This window comes from Candidimonas sp. SYP-B2681 (assembly GCF_003971065.1).
Lineage (GTDB): Bacteria > Pseudomonadota > Gammaproteobacteria > Burkholderiales > Burkholderiaceae_B > Pollutimonas.
The window spans coordinates 79,843-97,377 of record NZ_RYDV01000007.1; the positions used below are offsets into that span (position 1 = coordinate 79,843).

16 protein-coding genes are annotated in these 17,535 nt (G+C 55.2%); 14 read left to right on the forward strand and 2 right to left on the reverse strand.

Annotation, left to right across the window (positions count from 1 at the left end; translation table 11 throughout):
• Positions 1-9: 9 nt before the first annotated feature.
• Positions 10-744, reverse strand: a complete 735-nt coding sequence (gene ubiG / locus EKL30_RS14930; RefSeq protein WP_126708046.1) for a bifunctional 2-polyprenyl-6-hydroxyphenol methylase/3-demethylubiquinol 3-O-methyltransferase UbiG — start codon at positions 742-744, stop codon at positions 10-12.
• Between the two features lie 124 nt (positions 745-868).
• A complete protein-coding gene (gene ompA / locus EKL30_RS14935) occupies positions 869-1,453 on the reverse strand; it encodes an outer membrane protein OmpA (RefSeq protein ID WP_126708047.1) in 585 nt (194 codons plus the stop codon).
• Between the two features lie 415 nt (positions 1,454-1,868).
• On the opposite strand from ompA, the gene gyrA reads away from it, so the two are divergent.
• The 14 genes from gyrA (at position 1,869) to cysM (ending at position 17,517) form a co-directional block, all read left to right on the forward strand.
• A complete protein-coding gene (gene gyrA / locus EKL30_RS14940; protein ID WP_233583159.1) occupies positions 1,869-4,616 on the forward strand; it encodes a DNA gyrase subunit A in 2,748 nt (915 codons plus the stop codon).
• On the forward strand, positions 4,616-5,743 hold the full coding sequence (gene serC / locus EKL30_RS14945; RefSeq protein WP_126708048.1) for a 3-phosphoserine/phosphohydroxythreonine transaminase: 1,128 nt from the start codon (positions 4,616-4,618) through the stop codon (positions 5,741-5,743). The genes gyrA and serC overlap by 1 nt, the downstream gene beginning before the upstream one ends.
• Complete coding sequence (pheA, locus tag EKL30_RS14950; protein ID WP_126708049.1) at positions 5,736-6,824, forward strand: prephenate dehydratase; 1,089 nt, start codon at positions 5,736-5,738, stop codon at positions 6,822-6,824. The genes serC and pheA overlap by 8 nt, the downstream gene beginning before the upstream one ends.
• 82 nt (positions 6,825-6,906) lie before the next feature.
• Positions 6,907-7,815: a prephenate dehydrogenase/arogenate dehydrogenase family protein gene (locus tag EKL30_RS14955; RefSeq protein ID WP_126708050.1), complete on the forward strand. Its 909-nt coding sequence runs from the start codon at positions 6,907-6,909 to the stop codon at positions 7,813-7,815.
• On the forward strand, positions 7,812-9,134 hold the full coding sequence (aroA, locus tag EKL30_RS14960) for a 3-phosphoshikimate 1-carboxyvinyltransferase (RefSeq protein ID WP_126708051.1): 1,323 nt from the start codon (positions 7,812-7,814) through the stop codon (positions 9,132-9,134). Before EKL30_RS14955 ends, aroA begins: the two co-directional genes overlap by 4 nt.
• Positions 9,131-9,817 (forward strand): (d)CMP kinase, encoded by a 687-nt coding sequence (gene cmk / locus EKL30_RS14965; RefSeq protein WP_126708052.1) that lies wholly within the window; start codon positions 9,131-9,133, stop codon positions 9,815-9,817. Before aroA ends, cmk begins: the two co-directional genes overlap by 4 nt.
• A 106-nt stretch (positions 9,818-9,923) precedes the next feature.
• Positions 9,924-11,639, forward strand: coding sequence for a 30S ribosomal protein S1 (gene rpsA / locus EKL30_RS14970; protein ID WP_126708053.1), 1,716 nt, complete (start codon positions 9,924-9,926; stop codon positions 11,637-11,639).
• A 5-nt stretch (positions 11,640-11,644) separates the two neighbouring features.
• Complete coding sequence (locus EKL30_RS14975; RefSeq protein WP_126708054.1) at positions 11,645-12,004, forward strand: integration host factor subunit beta; 360 nt, start codon at positions 11,645-11,647, stop codon at positions 12,002-12,004.
• A gap of 168 nt (positions 12,005-12,172) precedes the next feature.
• Positions 12,173-12,496 (forward strand): lipopolysaccharide assembly LapA domain-containing protein, encoded by a 324-nt coding sequence (locus tag EKL30_RS14980; RefSeq protein WP_126708055.1) that lies wholly within the window; start codon positions 12,173-12,175, stop codon positions 12,494-12,496.
• Between the two features lie 21 nt (positions 12,497-12,517).
• The gene (lapB, locus tag EKL30_RS14985) at positions 12,518-13,786 is read left to right on the forward strand and encodes a lipopolysaccharide assembly protein LapB (protein WP_126708056.1); all 1,269 of its coding nucleotides are present in this window, start codon (positions 12,518-12,520) and stop codon (positions 13,784-13,786) included.
• Complete coding sequence (gene rfaE1 / locus EKL30_RS14990) at positions 13,783-14,712, forward strand: D-glycero-beta-D-manno-heptose-7-phosphate kinase (RefSeq protein WP_126708057.1); 930 nt, start codon at positions 13,783-13,785, stop codon at positions 14,710-14,712. Before lapB ends, rfaE1 begins: the two co-directional genes overlap by 4 nt.
• Positions 14,709-15,704, forward strand: a complete 996-nt coding sequence (rfaD, locus tag EKL30_RS14995) for an ADP-glyceromanno-heptose 6-epimerase (RefSeq protein ID WP_126708058.1) — start codon at positions 14,709-14,711, stop codon at positions 15,702-15,704. The genes rfaE1 and rfaD overlap by 4 nt, the downstream gene beginning before the upstream one ends.
• A gap of 192 nt (positions 15,705-15,896) precedes the next feature.
• Positions 15,897-16,517 carry a DUF655 domain-containing protein gene (locus tag EKL30_RS15000; RefSeq protein WP_126708059.1) on the forward strand — a complete coding sequence of 207 codons (621 nt, stop codon included), beginning with the start codon at positions 15,897-15,899 and terminating at the stop codon, positions 16,515-16,517.
• 94 nt (positions 16,518-16,611) lie between these two features.
• On the forward strand, positions 16,612-17,517 hold the full coding sequence (gene cysM, locus EKL30_RS15005; RefSeq protein ID WP_126708060.1) for a cysteine synthase CysM: 906 nt from the start codon (positions 16,612-16,614) through the stop codon (positions 17,515-17,517).
• Positions 17,518-17,535 lie beyond the last annotated feature (18 nt).

Here is a 17,535-nt window from a genome sequence, read left to right on the forward strand (position 1 = left end):
ATGTCAGATTCAGTTCTCGCGGCGGGATGCCAGCAGATAATTGACCGAGGTGTCCCGGGTGATTTTATACAGGTCAGTTATGGGGTTGTACTCCATTCCGGCCAGCGTCGTCGTGGCAAGGCCGGCCTTACGAACCGAGGCAGCCAGTTCGCTGGGCTTGATGAAGTTTTCGTAGTTGTGAGTGCCCCGAGGCAGAATGCGCAATAAGTATTCGGCGCCAACGATGGCAAACAGGAATGATTTGGGGTTACGGTTAAGCGTGGAGAAGAAGACCCAACCACCGGGTTTGACCAAGGTTGCGCATGCTTGCACGATGGAACCAGGGTCGGGCACATGCTCGAGCATTTCCATGCAAGTAACGATATCGAATTCACCGGCATGCTCGCTGGCCATTTGCTCAGCACTGATTGCTCGGTAATTTACAGGAACACCTGATTCAAGCCCGTGCAGCCTGGCGACGGTCAACGATTTTTCGGCCAGGTCTATGCCGGTAACCTGGGCCCCGGCTTTGGCCATGCTTTCGGCTAGAATTCCGCCGCCGCAACCGACGTCGACTATCTTCTTTCCATTGAAAGGGCCTGTCTGATCGAGGATCCAGCTTAGCCGAAGGGGGTTGATGGCATGCAGAGGTTTGAATTCGCTTTCGGGGTCCCACCAACGCGACGCCAGAGCACTGAACTTATCAAGTTCAGCCTGGTCTACATTGGGTGCTTTGGGATGGCTGGATTGTGCGGTTGCGTTCATGGGCTGTCCGAAGCTGAATTAATAAGCGCCGGCGTGGCAAGCAGGCCGGCCAGCAATGAATAAGGGCCCCGCAGTGCGGAGCCCTTATTGTAGCGTCTAACGCAACAAGTATTACAACTGGGTATTACTTGCGAACGCCGACGATTTCGATCTCTACGCGACGGTTCTGTGCGCGGCCTTCACGAGTCGAGTTGGAAGCAACTGGGCTCGTTTCGCCTTTACCTTCAGCATAGATACGGTCAGCAGCGATGCCTTTCGAAATCAGGTAATTCTTGACGGTGTTAGCACGGCGTTCCGACAGACCTTGGTTGTACTTTTCAGTACCGATCGAGTCAGTATGGCCGGTTGCGATGAGCGTTTCCAGATTGATCGTGTCAGCTTGAGCAGCGACTTGGTCAAGGATTTGACGGCCTTCGGGTTTCAACGTGGCTTTGTCGAAATCGAAGAAAGTGTCAGCATTCAACACAACTTTAGTGGAAGTAGGAGCAACCACTGGAGCTTGCGCCTGAGCAACTGGTACGCCGTCGCAGCCGGGGATACCGGTAGCTGGTGTCCAGAAGTTGTCGCGCCAGCACAATTCGTTGGTGCCGTTTTTCCAAACGTCGCCGAACGGATTTTGCCAGTTATCGACAGTTTGCGCAGATACTGCACCAGAAGCCGAAGTGGCTGCAATGGCGAGTGCTAGTGCGATTTTGGAGGGTTTGTTCATGTTTCTCCTCGTTGAGCTTAATGCTGGTAAGTGACCGCAGCGAACCCCCGCCGCATATCAAGAAAACGGAGCCAGTATAGCAACGCTATGATTGAATCAAAGAATTGCGCTGGGTTTCATGCGTGTTAGGGCGAATCTTACGGCATTTCTGGGTGGTTAGTTAAGCCCGAACGATGCATATTGCGTAGATATGCGGATTTCCACCCTATCTCCCGGTTTATTGTTGGGTTTTGACAACAACGCGGCCTTGCTACAGGGGTGGGCGGGCACCGGAATCCTCGCCATGACGCCAAGCTTTTTTCACTCTATATAGGGCAGCCGAGTTGTAGAAGAGGCGGGTGAAGGTGCAAGTGTTAGAATTTCCCATTCGCCCGTCATCGGTCCAGTTTCACGATTTTTACGTTTTAGACAATCTATGGATTCCTTTGCCAAGGAGACCCTTCCAATTTCGTTGGAAGAGGAAATGCGCCGCAGTTACCTCGATTACGCCATGAGCGTTATTGTTGGGCGTGCCTTACCGGACGTTCGGGATGGCCTGAAGCCTGTGCATCGGCGCGTTTTGTTCGCGATGCACGAGCTGAATAATGACTGGAACCGGGCCTACAAGAAGTCGGCGCGTATCGTGGGTGACGTAATCGGTAAGTATCACCCTCATGGTGACTCGGCCGTTTACGACACCATCGTTCGCATGGCGCAGGACTTCTCGCTGCGCTACATGCTTGTCGACGGCCAGGGTAACTTCGGCTCTATCGATGGCGACAGTGCGGCTGCCATGCGGTACACCGAAATTCGGCTGGCCAAGATCGCTCACGAACTCCTGGCGGATATCGACCAGGAAACGGTGGATTTCGGGCCTAACTACGATGGCAGTGAACAAGAACCCTTATTAATGCCTTCGCGGTTGCCGAATCTTCTGGTTAACGGAAGCTCGGGAATTGCCGTCGGGATGGCGACCAACATACCTCCGCATAATCTGGCGGAAGTCATTGAGGGGTGCCTGTATTGCCTGCGCAATCCCGAATGCACGATCGACGAACTTATTGAACTGATTCCGGCCCCAGACTTTCCTACGGGCGGCATTATTTACGGTATGTCCGGTGTGCGCGAAGGCTATCGCACCGGTCGCGGCCGCTTGATCATGCGTGCCAAGACTCACTTCGAGGATATCGAAAAGAGCAATCGACAGTCCATTATTGTCGATGCCATTCCATATCAGGTAAATAAGAAGACACTGCAGGAAAGAATCGCGGAGCTCGTCAACGATAAGAAGATCGAAGGTATCTCCGACATCCGCGACGAGTCCGACAAAGACGGCATGCGTCTTGTTATTGAACTCAAGCGTGGCGAAGTCCCTGAAGTCATACTTAACAATCTGTACAAGCATACTCAGCTGCAAGATACGTTCGGCATGAATATGGTGGCACTGGTCGATGGCCAGCCCCGCCTGTTGAACCTTAAGCAAATGGTGGAGTATTTCCTGTTCCACCGTCGCGAGGTCGTTACACGACGCACCGTATTCCAGTTGCGCAAGGCCCGTGAACGCGGCCACGTGCTGGAAGGACTGGCCGTCGCACTAGCAAATATTGACGAGTTCATTGCCATTATCAAGGCGGCGCCGACTCCACCCGTGGCCCGCCAGGACTTGATGGCGCGTCCCTGGGATTCCTCCTTGGTGCGTGAAATGCTGTCGCGTGCCGATGAAGGGACCACACCAGGCGGTCGTGCAGCTTATCGACCAGAGACATTGCCAGAAGGGTTTGGTCTTCTAAGCGATGGCATGTATCGATTAAGCGATACGCAGGCGCAGGAAATCCTGAACATGCGTTTGCAACGCCTGACAGGTCTGGAGCAAGACAAGATCGTCAACGAGTACAAAGACATCATGTCGACGATTTCCGATTTGCTTGATATTCTTGCCCGCCCCGAACGCATCACCGCGATCATCAGCGATGAGTTATTGGCAATAAAGCTTGAATTCTCTACCAATGCTAAAGACGAACGTCGCTCCGAAATCGAATACAACGCCACGGAACTCGATACCGAAGATTTGATCACCCCCATGGACATGGTGGTGACCCTTTCCCAAACGGGCTATATAAAGAGCCAGCCTTTGTCTGAATACCGCGCCCAGAAGCGTGGCGGCCGCGGCAAGCAGGCAACGACCATGAAAGAGAACGACTGGATCGATCAGTTGTTCATTGCGAACACCCACGATTATTTACTGTGCTTCTCCGATCGCGGACGACTCTACTGGCTCAAAGTCTGGGAGGTTCCACAAGGCTCACGCGGGTCACGTGGTCGTCCTATCGTCAATATGTTCCCCTTGGTCGACGGCGAAAAGATCACGGTGGTTCTGGCGGTCAAAGAGTTCAGCGAAGATCACTATGTGTTCATGGCGACGTCGCGCGGCACAGTTAAGAAGACGCCGCTGTCCGATTTCTCCAATCCCCGCAAAGCCGGCATTATTGCCGTTGCGCTGGACGAGGGCGATTATCTGATCGGTGCCGACCTGACCGACGGCAAGCACGACGTCATGCTGTTCTCCGACTCCGGCAAGGCGGTTCGTTTCGACGAAAACGACGTGCGGCCCATGGGGCGTACTGCTCGCGGAGTGCGCGGCATGATGCTGGAAGAAGCGCAGTCCGTCATCGCGATGCTCGTTGCCGGCGACGAAACCCAAAGCGTGCTTACGGCCACTGAGAACGGCTTCGGCAAGCGCACATCGATTGTGGAATATACCCGTCATGGTCGCGGCACCAAGGGCATGATTGCCATTCAGACTTCCGCCCGTAACGGCAAAGTCGTGGGCGCAGTGCTGGTCGAACCGTCCGACGAAATCATGCTGATTACAACCGGTGGCGTGCTGGTTCGTACCCGGGTTTCCGAGATCCGCGAGATGGGTCGCGCAACTCAAGGCGTAACCTTGATCAGCGTAGACGAAAACAGCATGTTGCAGGGCGTGCGTCGAGTGGTCGAAAGTGACGCTGACACCGATGACGATTCGACAGAGCTCGATGACAACGGTGAAATCGTGGATTCGGCGCAGGATGCTACGGCGACGGACGTCGACGATGCCAATGAGCAGGCTGATTCCGATTCGAATGAATCTGATGGCTCCGCGGACTCCGATTCTGCCCAAGACGATCCCGAGGATAACTCTTGATGCGCCCCTGGAATTTTTCGGCAGGCCCTTCGGCCTTGCCGCTCGAAGTGCTGCAGCAAGCCGCTGAAGAAATGACTGACTGGCATGGCTCCGGCATGTCGGTAATGGAAATGAGCCATCGCGGCAAGCAGTTCACGCAAATACGGAACGAGGCCGAAGCAGACCTACGCGAGCTATTGGCGGTACCCGAAGACTATGAGGTCTTGTTCATGCAGGGCGGTGCAACGGCCGAAAACGCCATTGTTCCTTTAAACCTGATAGGTCGACGCAGTTCGGGTAAGGCCGACTACATATTGTCGGGCATATGGTCGAACAAGTCCCACAAGGAAGCCGAGCGTTATGGCGATATCGCCGTAGCGGCTTCCAGCGGGAGCGAGATAATGCTGGATGGTCAAACCCAATCGCCTTGGACATGGTTTCCGGCCGTCGACAGTTGGCAGTTGCGTTCCGATGCTTCGTACTTGCACTTGTGCAGCAACGAGACCATAGGCGGCGTCGAGTTTTCTGCCTGGCCCGATATGGCTGCGCTCGGCGCGCCGGATGTCCCGTTGGTGGCGGATGCTTCTTCGCACTTCCTGTCGCGGACCATTGATTTTTCAAAGGCCTCGATGGTGTACGCCGGAGCCCAGAAGAATGCCGGTCCTGCCGGCGTCACGGTCGTAATTGTGCGCAAAGAACTTGTGGGCCACGCTATGCCCACTTGCCCATCGGCATTTGACTACGCCAACGTAGCGGGGGCCGATTCAATGTTCAATACGCCTCCGACTTACGCCATCTATATTGCCGGGCTGGTCTTTAAGTGGTTGCAGCGTCAAGGTGGCGTAGAAGCCATCGAAGCAGCTAATATCGCCAAAGCTGAAGCCTTGTACTCGTATCTCGATACGTCTGATTTTTATCTGAGCCGGGTTCATGTCGGCTCGCGCTCACGCATGAACGTGCCATTTTTCCTGCGTGACGAATCCTTGAATAGTAACTTTCTTGCTCAGGCCGACGCTGCGGGCCTGATGCAGCTTAAAGGGCACAAAAGCGTTGGTGGAATGCGCGCATCCATTTACAACGCAGTTCCCATGGAAGGGGTGCAGGCCCTCATTTCGTATATGCAGGATTTTGAACGTCGATATGGATAATTCTTTGCAAGCCCGCTTGTTACCTGTGCGCAAACTGATCGATTCGCTCGACGAACAGATTCTCGCACTTTTGAACCAGCGCGCCCAGGCGGCTCAAGAAGTGGGCAAGATCAAGCAGGACTTCGATGTCGATGGCGCCGCCGTGTTGAAGCCCGAGCGTGAAGCGATGGTTGTCCGTCGCTTGCAGGAGCTGAACAAAGGGCCTTTTACGGACGAAGCCATCGATGCTGTTTGGACGCAGATTATTTCTACGTGCCGGGGGCTCGAAAGCGTACTGACGGTGGCTTATCTTGGTCCGCAAGGGTCTTTTTCCGAGCAGGCCGCGTTCGAACACTTTGGCCACGCTGTGACGCGTTTGCGTTGCGATTCTTTCGATGAGGTCTTTCGTGCGGTCGAGGCCGGTCAGGCCAATGTTGGAATGGTGCCGGTCGAGAACTCGACCGAGGGTGCCGTAAATCGTACATTGGATTTGCTGCTGAACTCGCCGTTGAAAGTCCTGGGCGAACGGTCGATAAAGATACATCATAATTTGATGACGCAGTCCGGCACCCTTGAAGGCGTGACGCGTGTGATGGCACATCCCCAAGCGCTGGCCCAATGCCAATCATGGTTGACGCAGCATTACCCCAAACTGGTACGAGACGCGGCATCCAGCAATGGCGAAGCCGCCCGTATAGCTTCACTTGATCCTACCGTTGCGGCTATTGCGGGTTCCACCGCTGCACAGGCGTGGGATCTGCAGGTGGTGGCCTCAGGAATTCAAGACGATCCACAGAATCGTACGCGGTTCCTGGCCGTTGGCGCCATCGAGACACTGCCAAGCGGCAGCGATAAAACCAGCATTATTCTGGCTGTCCCTAATCGAGCTGGGGCGGTATACGATATGTTGGCGCCCTTGGCTGCCAACAAGGTGTCCATGACTCGCCTGGAATCCAGGCCGGCACGCACCGGGCAATGGGAATACTACTTTTATGTCGATCTGCAGGGCCATCGCAACGAGCCATCTGTGGCACAGGCCTTAGCTGAACTTAAAAAGCAGGTCGCTTTCTTCAAGGTGCTGGGATCCTATCCCAGCCAGTAATAATGGTTCAACCCATGAATGTCGACGTTTTTCAACGCGTTGTCTCGGGGGCGGCCTTGGCCGTTAGCCCGCTTGTCCGCTCATGAGCGCCATTTCCACTGAAGCAGCTGCTGCGACACCCCTGGTGCCCGTTCTTGCCGTGATAGGCGTGGGCCTCATCGGAGGCTCCTTTGCCGCCGCATTGCGCGATCGCACTGCGGTAGGCCGGGTCCTGGGTGTAGGGCGGCAACCCTCATCGCTGGCTCAAGCGCGCGAACTGGGCCTGATCGACGAAATTGTAAGCCTGAAGCAGGCCGCCGAAGAGGCTGACCTGATCTTTCTGGCCATGCCAGTAGGGGCAATGGAATCGACGCTGTCCAGCCTCAAACCCTTTTTACGTCCGAATACGCTAATCACTGATGCCGGAAGCACCAAAGCTAATGTGGTTGCCGCGGCACGGGCCGTATTGGGTGATCGGATCGGACAATTCATTCCGGCACATCCAATAGCGGGTGCGGAGACGACCGGCCCCGAAGCCGCGCAAGCGGATCTTTATCATGGCCGCACTGTCGTACTGACCCCTTTAGATGAAAACACCGCAGCCGACAAAGCTTATTTGACTCGGGTATGGGAACGTTGTGGTGCGCGCGTGATGGCAATGGATGCCGACGTGCATGACACGATACTCGCCTCGGTAAGTCATGTGCCGCACTTTCTTTCGTCAGTTTTTATGTGGCAGGTCGCCTCGGCCGAGGATTCGGATCTGAGAATGGCATTGGCCGGAAGTGGATTCCGCGACTTCACACGGATCGCGGCTGGCTCGCCCGAAGTATGGCGCGATATATTCCTGGCCAATAGAACCGCAGTCCTGGCCGAGATCCAAGAGGTGAAGGCGGCATTGTCTCGGGCAGAGCAGGCCTTACAGGAAGGCGACGGTACAGAATTGCAGGATTTCTTGGAACATGCGGCCCTGGCGCGCCGCTTTTGGGGTAGCAGGAGCGGTTTGACATGACAGTCAGTTCTGACTTGTGTTTGGAGCCTGTCAGCGTAGCCGCTGGCCAGGTCGATCTTCCCGGCTCGAAAAGTATCTCGAATCGCGTGTTGCTTCTGGCAGCGTTGGCCACCGGCACGACGCAGCTTGATGGCTTGCTGGATTCCGATGATACCCGTGTGATGCTTGCTGCATTAAGACAATTGGGTGTGCCAGTCACCGATACGGGAGCCACCAAAGTTCAGGTGCAGGGCGGAAGTCCGTTTATGGTAAAGCAGGCGGATATCTTTCTGGGTAACGCCGGCACGGCATTTCGTCCGTTAACCGCTGCGTTGGCGCTTATGGGCGGAGACTACCGTCTTTCCGGAGTGGCGCGGATGCACGAACGGCCTATCGGCGACCTGGTCGACGCGCTCATCGCGCTTGGTGCCGACATCCAATATCAAGGTAGTACTGGTTATCCGCCGCTGTTGATCCAGCCTGGTGTCATTGGTGCGCGCGCTCCAGTCAAGGTAAAGGGTTCGGTGTCCAGCCAGTTCCTTACCGCTCTATTATTGGCAGCCCCTATACAAACGGCAGGCGCTGCAGAAGACCTGATCATCGATGTCGAGGGCGAACTTATTTCAAAGCCCTACATTCTGATCACGCTGAATCTTATGGCGCAGTTCGGGGTGCAGGTGCAGCGGCAAGATTGGCACCGATTCATCGTGCCCGCCGGTTCGCATTACCAATCGCCAGGTAGCATCCATATCGAGGGCGACGCGTCAACCGCTTCATATTTCATGGCCTTGGGCGCCATTGGCGGCGGCCCGATTCACATTCATGGCGCCGGCTCGCAAAGCATACAAGGTGATATGGCCTTCGCTGACGTAATAGAGTCCATGGGAGCGACGGTCGTGCGCCACCCTGAATCCATCGAAGTGGGGGGGGTGCGTGTTTCGCAGGGTCAGAAGCTGAAATCGTTTGATCGCGATTTCAATCTGATTCCCGATGCCGCCATGACCGCTGCCACGCTTGCGTTGTATGCCGATGGGCCTTGCACCTTGCGTAATATCGGCAGTTGGCGAGTCAAGGAGACCGACCGTATTCATGCCATGCATACCGAACTGTCGAAGCTTGGAGCCAAAGTGGAGTCGGGCCCGGACTGGATACGGGTGTATCCGGTAGAGCCATCGCAATGGCGAGCGGCCAGTATAGAAACCTACGACGACCACCGCATGGCGATGTGCTTTTCGCTAGCCGCATTTGGTCCTGTACCGATAACAATTCTGGACCCCGATTGCGTGAGCAAAACTTTCCCCGACTATTTTTCGGTATTTCAAGGCTTGGTACACGCATGAACGCGTTGTCATCTCCGTTTCCCGTTATCACTATCGATGGTCCCACCGCCTCGGGAAAGGGTACGATCGCTCACCGCGTGGCGGAGGCTCTGGGCTGGACAGTGCTCGATAGTGGCGCTCTATACCGGCTTACCGCACTGGCCGTGCAGCGGCAGGGTGTCGACGCTGATGACGAGAATGCAGTGGCCCGTGTCGCTGAACAGCTTGATGTTGCTTTTCACGGCGATCGGGTGTTGCTGTCGGGCCACGATGTTGCCGCACTGATCAGGCAGGAAAGTGTAGGAAATCTAGCATCCAAAATCGCCACCTACCCGGCATTGCGCAAGGCATTGCTCGATCGCCAACGTGCCTTCCGAATGGCTCCAGGGCTCGTTGCCGACGGGCGGGACATGGGCACCGTGGTCTTTCCAGATGCTGCTTTGAAGATATTTTTGGTAGCCGATGTACGGGCGAGGGCGGAAAGGCGCTGTAAGCAGTTGAAGGAAAAGGGATTTTCTGCTAACCTATCGGGCTTGTTGGAAGACATGCGGGCGCGCGATGAGCGTGATCGTACTAGGGCGACCGCGCCGCTTGTTGCGGCGGCAGACGCCAAGACGGTCGATTCATCATGTTTAAGTATCGATGAAACGGTCGAGGTAGTGCTCGATTTTTGGTCGAGTCTGGGGTTCTCGGCGACACAATAGGCGCAATTACTGCGCTATTTGCCAGTCTGGAATTATTTTTTACTCCACTGGGGCGTTTTTCCCTGGTGTGTTTTTAACAGCCATCCTGGCTTATGGATTTCATTTAATGTCCACCATTTCCACCTCTGCCGCCACCGGCGGTGAAAGCTTTGCCGACCTGTTTGCCGAAAGTATTAAAAACCAGGACATGAAGTCCGGTGAAGTTATTTCGGCCGAAGTCGTACGCATCGATCACAATTTTGTCGTGGTTAATGCCGGCCTCAAATCCGAGGCATTGATTCCTCTGGAAGAGTTCCTGAACGATCAGGGCGAGCTAGAAGTCCAACCTGGCGACTTCGTTTCGGTTGCCATTGATTCGCTCGAAAACGGTTACGGCGATACCATCCTGTCGCGTGATCGCGCCAAACGCTTGTCGGCCTGGCTGCAGCTGGAACAGGCTCTTGAGTCTGGTGAGATGGTTACAGGCACCATTACCGGCAAGGTAAAGGGTGGCCTGACGGTCATGACCAATGGTATTCGCGCCTTCCTTCCTGGTTCACTGGTTGACTTGCGTCCTGTCAAGGACACAACGCCCTACGAGGGCAAGACCATGGAATTCAAGGTTATCAAGCTCGATCGCAAGCGCAACAACGTTGTGCTGTCGCGTCGCTCGGTACTTGAAGCCAGCATGGGCGAAGAGCGTCAGAAACTGCTTGAAACCCTCAGCGAAGGCGCTGTGGTTAAGGGCGTTGTCAAAAATATCACCGATTACGGCGCATTCGTCGACCTCGGCGGTATCGATGGCTTGTTGCACATTACCGATATGGCATGGCGTCGCGTGCGTCACCCTTCGGAAGTCTTGCAAGTCGGTCAAGAAGTCGAAGCCAAAGTGCTCAAGTTCGATCAAGAAAAGAGCCGCGTTTCCCTGGGCGTCAAGCAGCTGGGCGAAGACCCATGGGTGGGCCTTGCTCGCCGCTATCCCCAAGGCACACGTCTGTTCGGCAAGGTCACGAACCTTACCGATTACGGTGCATTCGTTGAAGTCGAAGCCGGTATCGAAGGCCTGGTTCACGTCTCCGAAATGGACTGGACCAACAAAAACGTCGACCCACGCAAGGTTGTCACCTTGGGTGAAGAAGTCGAAGTCATGGTCCTTGAAATCGACGAAGACCGCCGCCGTATTTCGCTGGGCATGAAACAATGCCGTGCCAATCCATGGGAAGAGTTCTCCATCAACTTCAAGCGCGGCGACAAGGTTCGCGGCGCCATCAAGTCGATCACCGACTTTGGCGTGTTTGTTGGTTTGCCTGGTGGTATCGATGGCCTGGTTCACTTGTCTGATTTGTCCTGGACAGAAACTGGTGAAGAAGCGGTTCGCAACTTCAAGAAGGGCGACGAAATCGATGCAGTGGTTCTGGGTATCGACACCGACAAGGAACGCATCTCGCTGGGTATCAAACAGCTTGAAGGCGATCCGTTCAACAACTTTGTGGCAACGTACGACAAGGGTGCTGTAGTTCCTGGCGTCATCAAGTCGGTGGAAGCCAAGGGTGCTGTTGTAACGCTGTCGCTCGACGTTGAAGGCTACTTGCGCGCTTCGGAAATTTCGACCGGGCGTGTGGAAGACGCAACGACTGCGCTTAAGGCTGGTGAAAACGTTGAAGCAATGATTCTCAATATTGACCGCAAGACGCGTTCGATCCAATTGTCGATCAAGGCCCGTGACACCGCGGAAACTGCCGATACCATACAGCGCATGTCGGAAGCCAGCGCTTCGTCGGGTACTACCAATTTGGGTGCCTTGCTAAAAGCCAAGCTTGATCAGCAGCGCGACGACGGTTAATTGGTGTGACCAAGTCAGAACTGATAGCGATACTCGCCAGTCGCTACCCGCAACTGGCAGTGCGTGATACGGACTATGCCGTGAAAACGGTACTCGATGCCATGACCCAGGCTCTGGTCAGTGGTCAGCGCATCGAGATTCGCGGCTTCGGGAGCTTTTCCTTGTCCGAACGTTCGCCGCGCATCGGTCGTAATCCCAAGTCAGGTGAAAAAGTGATGGTGCCTGGTAAACAGGTGCCGCACTTCAAAGCCGGCAAAGAATTGCGCGAGCGCGTTGACTCAGCGTATGACGATGAAGTCAAGGCTGCTGCCAGCGAATCGGCGTTCACGTTAGGACACTTCGATACGCGTATTATGCACGGCTAAGTCTTTTGGCCCGGGTCATACGACGTTAATCCGGGCTATCCGTTGCAGGTATTGCCGATGTATGCAGGCCCTCCATTGTGAGGGCCTGTTTTTCTTTTGTGACCCTCAAAGTATTGTCGGCTATTCCCCTTACAATTGTCCAAATCCTGATTTACTGGAGTATTCATCATGCGTTATCTCGTCTGGATATTGCGACTGCTGGTGTTCATTGTTGTCTTGATGTTCGCCCTGAAAAATACGGGCCCTGTCGACGTCAATTTTTTCGCCGACCATGTCGTGACGGGCGTGCCGCTCATCGTAGTCATGCTTTCGGTGTTCGTTCTTGGCGTGGTCTTCGGTTTGCTCGTGGCAGCGCCTTCAGTGGTGCGTCGTCGTCGCGAAGCCAATAAACTCAGGCGCGATTTAGCGCGTTTGGAAGAAAAACTGCGGCATCCCAATGTTCCGGGCGAGGCGCTGGCGCCTGAAACGGTTGCTCCATTGGCCCCCTTGTAAATTAAGCTGAGGTTTTACAGAGTGGATTTTGAACCTTGGTGGTTAATTTTCTTGCCATTGCTCTTCGCGTTGGGCTGGATCGCAGCACGCGTGGATATCCGACAGATGCTGTCCGAAACACGCACTTTGCCCAACTCGTATTTCAAGGGGCTGAACTTTCTTCTCAACGAGGAGCCTGATCGCGCCATCGATGCCTTCGTCGAAGTGGCGAAGCTCGATCCCGAAACGACTGAATTGCACTTTGCTTTGGGTAGCCTTTTTCGGCGCCGTGGCGAAATGGAGCGGGCGATTCGGGTGCATCAAAGTTTGCTGGCGCGTGCTGACCTGCCTCAAGTCGATCGTGAAAATGCCCAACACGAATTGGCTCAGGACTTTCTGAAAGCGGGCATGCTTGATCGCGCCGAGCAAGCGTTCGAGCACGTGCTGGATACACGCTTTGCGGTTCCGGCCGTCAGGGCACTGATACGAATCTACGAGTCCGAACACGACTGGCCACGCGCCATTGAAGCGGTCAAGCGACTCCGGGCATTGGTCGATGAGCCCGTCCCGCAGTTGGTGCATTATCAGTGCGAACGCGCGGTAGCAGCGATGGCAATCAAGCCACCTGACATTCTGGCTGCCGAAGAGGCGCTCGATGCTGCTGATAACGCCGCTAGTGCATTGCGTGGCCAAACCCGAGGGCAGGCGTCAGAAGCCAGAATAGCCATGCTGCGGGCTCATTTAGCTCGACTCAATAACAAGCCTGAGCGTCAACGAAGCTACCTCGTGTCGGTCCTGAATATTGCTCCAGAATATGCGAGCCTTGTCGCGGCCGATATTCTCGAAAGCTATCGACAGGCAGGGCAACAGGTTGAAGGGCTGCAACTGCTTCGTAATCACTACATGCGCTACCCTTCACTAGAAACGTTCAATGTGGTGTTCCGCGAGCTCCGTGCGCAAGAAGGCTATACGCCAGCCTGGGCGTTCGCACGTGAATCGCTGCGCGCCCATCCTTCTTTACTGGGTCTGGATCGCCTGTTAGAGGCCGAACTCGCAACGCAAGGCTCATCCAACGTTACGCCACAGGTTCCGGCAAGCGGGAATCCGCTTGCACCTTTGGCTTCGACGACCGATGCAGGGTCGGGGGCCGATCTCAATCTACTGCGTTCCCTGATTCATAAGCATACACAACGATTGGATCGTTATTCCTGCCGGGTATGCGGTTTCGAAGCGCGCAATTATTACTGGCAGTGTCCCGGTTGCAACTCCTGGGAAACCTATGAACCCCGCCGCCTCGAGGAAATGAAATGATGGTTTTTCCGGTCCAGGCGGTAAGCCAGGTAAAAGTGCTTGTGGCGGGCGATGTGATGCTGGATCGCTATTGGTTCGGCGAAGTCGAGCGTATTTCGCCCGAGGCGCCCGTGCCGGTGGTGCGTGTGGCGCGACGGGAAGATCGTCTGGGTGGGGCGGCCAATGTAGCGCGCAACATCGTCGCCCTTGGTGCTAAGGCAACTTTACTTGGGCTCATTGGTGTGGACGAAGCTGGCGACAAAATCAGCACTCTCGTGCACGAGGCGGGGATCAATGGATGTCTGGTTGCCGATCATACGGCTCCCACTACCTTGAAAATGCGAGTTCTGGGGCGTCAGCAGCAACTTCTGCGCGTTGACTTCGAAGAAGTGCCGGGCACGCAGGGTCTTGCTGAACTCTCAGTCCGGGCTCGCGGCCTTATTGCCCAACACGATATTCTGGTGCTCTCCGATTATGCCAAGGGCGCGCTTTCGCATGTCGAGGCATTGATCGTGGCGGCTCGTGAAGCCGGCGTCCCCGTATTGGTTGATCCAAAGGGCCATCAATACCAGCGTTATCATGGCGCGACCATGATTACGCCCAATCGATCTGAAATGCAAGAAGCTGTGGGTCGCTGGCAGACCGAGGAAGAGCTTGAAGTACGTGCACAGAAATTGCGTTCCGATCTGGGGCTTGATGCTTTGCTGGTGACGCGGTCCGAGCAGGGCATGACCTTATTCACTGAGCAGGGACGCCAGCATACAGATGCACACGCCCATGAAGTATTTGATGTATCGGGTGCCGGCGACACGGTGCTGGCCACGCTGGCCGTTACGCGGGCAGCGGGCCTGGAATGGTTTGATGCCGTCCTATGGGCTAATCGAGCCGGTGGCGTTGTAGTAGGAAAATTAGGCACGTCGATCGTCACAGCGGAGGAATTATCATGATAGTAGTAACCGGAGGCGCGGGCTTCATTGGCAGTAATCTTGTCCGTGGATTGAATCGTCGGGGCTACACCGATATTCTCGTGGTTGACGACCTTACCGAAGGCGATAAGTTCGTTAATCTGGTAGACGGCGAAATTGCCGATTATCTGCACAAGGACGAGTTTCGCCAACGTGTTGCACGCGGTCAGTTCGAGAATATCGAGGCCGTTTTCCATCAGGGCGCTTGCTCGGATACCACTGAGCGCAATGGGCAATATATGCTCGATAACAATTACCGGGTCACGCTGGAATTGTTCCAGTTTTGCCAGGCGAGCAAGATTCCGCTTATTTACGCATCGTCGGCAGCCGTGTACGGTGCGGGACCGGTTTACACAGAGCACGCTTCATACGAATCGCCCCTGAATGTTTATGGTTACTCAAAATTTTTGTTTGACCAGGTTTTGCGTCGCCATTTGAATACGCTGACGGCTCCGGTGGTGGGCTTGCGCTACTTCAATGTTTATGGGCCGAACGAACAGCACAAGGGTCGCATGGCGTCGGTTGCTTTTCACAACATGAATCAGTTCAAGGCAGAAGGGCATGTGCGATTGTTCGGTGGCTGGGATGGCTATGCCGATGGTGGGCAGTCACGCGACTTCATCTATGTGGACGATGTGGTCGACGTAAATTTGTTTTTTCTAGACCATCCGGAAAAATCCGGCATCTTCAACTGCGGTACCGGAAGGGCTCAACCCTTCAACGATATTGCTCAGACCGTCGTGAACTCACTGCGGGTACACCACAATCTGCCCAGCCTATCGTTGCGCGAACTGGTCGAGCAGCGATTAATTCAATACATTCCTTTTCCCGACGATCTTAAAGGCCGCTACCAAAGTCATACTCAAGCCGACTTGTCGCAGTTGCGCGCCGCAGGCTACGAAAAAACGCTTCGTGATGTTCACGTGGGCGTAGGCGCATACGTCGCAAGCTTACTTGAACAAGGGCGCTTATAAAGGCATGTTGCAGCGATTTGACCAGTGCCGGGGGTACTGAAGTAAGTCTACGCATGGACTATTGTCGGTGATCCGTCTGGCCCGAGTTACGCCATATCAGCATCATTGCAGGCAGGGAGTGTTGGTTGATTCGCATGGCGCGATTCAGCAATTAGACCGCACTTCCATTTACTTCTTTTTCGGAGGCTGCAAATGAACCCTTTTACCGAATCAACCGTTGCGCGCCCATTAATTGAAAAATATGCTGCGCAGGTCTCCTTCAGGCCGCCCGTCAAATATCCTGCTAAACGACGTTCTCTGGTGGGAGTGACGCTGGGCGCTGTGGGGCTGGCCACCAGCTTGGGAATGCCAGCGGCAACAGGAATGACAAGCACTGCGGCACTGCTCGCACGGGCTGGTCTGGTGTTCAGTGCCATCGCGCCCGGCCTGGCGCACGCTATTGATGTAAATAGCGCCAGCCAGGAACAACTTCAGGGTATGCGGGGTATTGGTCCAAAGACAGCGCAAATCATTATTGACGAGCGCACGCGAGCAGGCCGATATGAATCTTTCGAAGACCTTTCCGATCGTGTCAAAGGGATCGGCCCAAAAAAAGTCGCGAGCTTGCAGGCGGCTGGGCTCACATTGGGTCCCAGAGCTTCCGCTGTGGATGCTGGCCAGTCTCACGCGCTGGCCGTGCCTCCAACCTCCACAGCGGCAAGCAGTCCGCCGGGCAATCGACAGAACTCCCGCGTCGATAAAGCTGCCGGCGGCAAGAATCAGGGTTTGATAAAAACAGGCTCATCTTCGCGAACATTCAAGCAATCGCCCTAAGCGTAACGTCTGGTAGTGCCATGGCAGGCTTGATCTCATGTGCGCAAGATATTTTTGATGCTCGCATTAGCGTGATCGGTGTATCATTTCCTGCATGAAAAAGTACCTGACTATTGAAGACACCATAGGCGCTACACCTCTTGTACGTCTGCAACGCATTCCTGGGGCTCTGGCCGATCAGCGTGGCAATGTGGTTTTGGCCAAACTTGAAGGAAATAACCCGGCTGGCTCGGTCAAAGACCGTGCCGCAAGCTCCATGATCCGCCACGCCGAAGCGCGTGGCGATATCAAACCGGGCGATACGCTCATCGAGGCCACCAGCGGCAATACGGGAATCGCCCTGGCCATGATGGCCGCGGTCCGCGGCTACAAGATGATTCTTATCATGCCGGACAACCTCTCCGTTGAGCGGCGCGCTTCCATGACGGCTTATGGCGCGCAACTGATTCTTACTCCGGCCAGCAAAGGCGGTATGGAGTATGCCCGCGACCTGGCCACCAAGATGCAGGCAGAAGGAAAAGGCAAGGTCCTGGATCAGTTCGCCAATCCAGACAATACGCTGGCGCATATTGAAACCACCGGCCCCGAACTTTGGCAACAAACCGAAGGGCGGATAAGCCACTTCGTAAGCGCGATGGGAACTACCGGCACGATTATGGGCGTGGGTGCGTATCTTCGCTCCCAAAATCCCAATGTTCGAGTAATCGGCGCACAACCTGCAGAAGGCGCCCAAATTCCGGGCATACGCAAATGGCCCGAGGCTTATCAGCCGGCCATCTATCACCCGGCTGAAGTCGATGAGTTCGAACCTATCGGCCAAGCCGAGGCCGAAAGCATGGCCCGCCGCATGGCGGCCGAAGAGGGCATCTTCGCTGGAATTTCGTCGGCCGGCGCACTGGTGGCTGCAATGCGGGTAGCGGCTCGTGTTGAAAATTCAACTATCGTTTTCATCGTTTGCGACCGGGGCGACCGCTACTTATCGACCGGCGTATTCAATTAACACCTTCGACCGGAATAC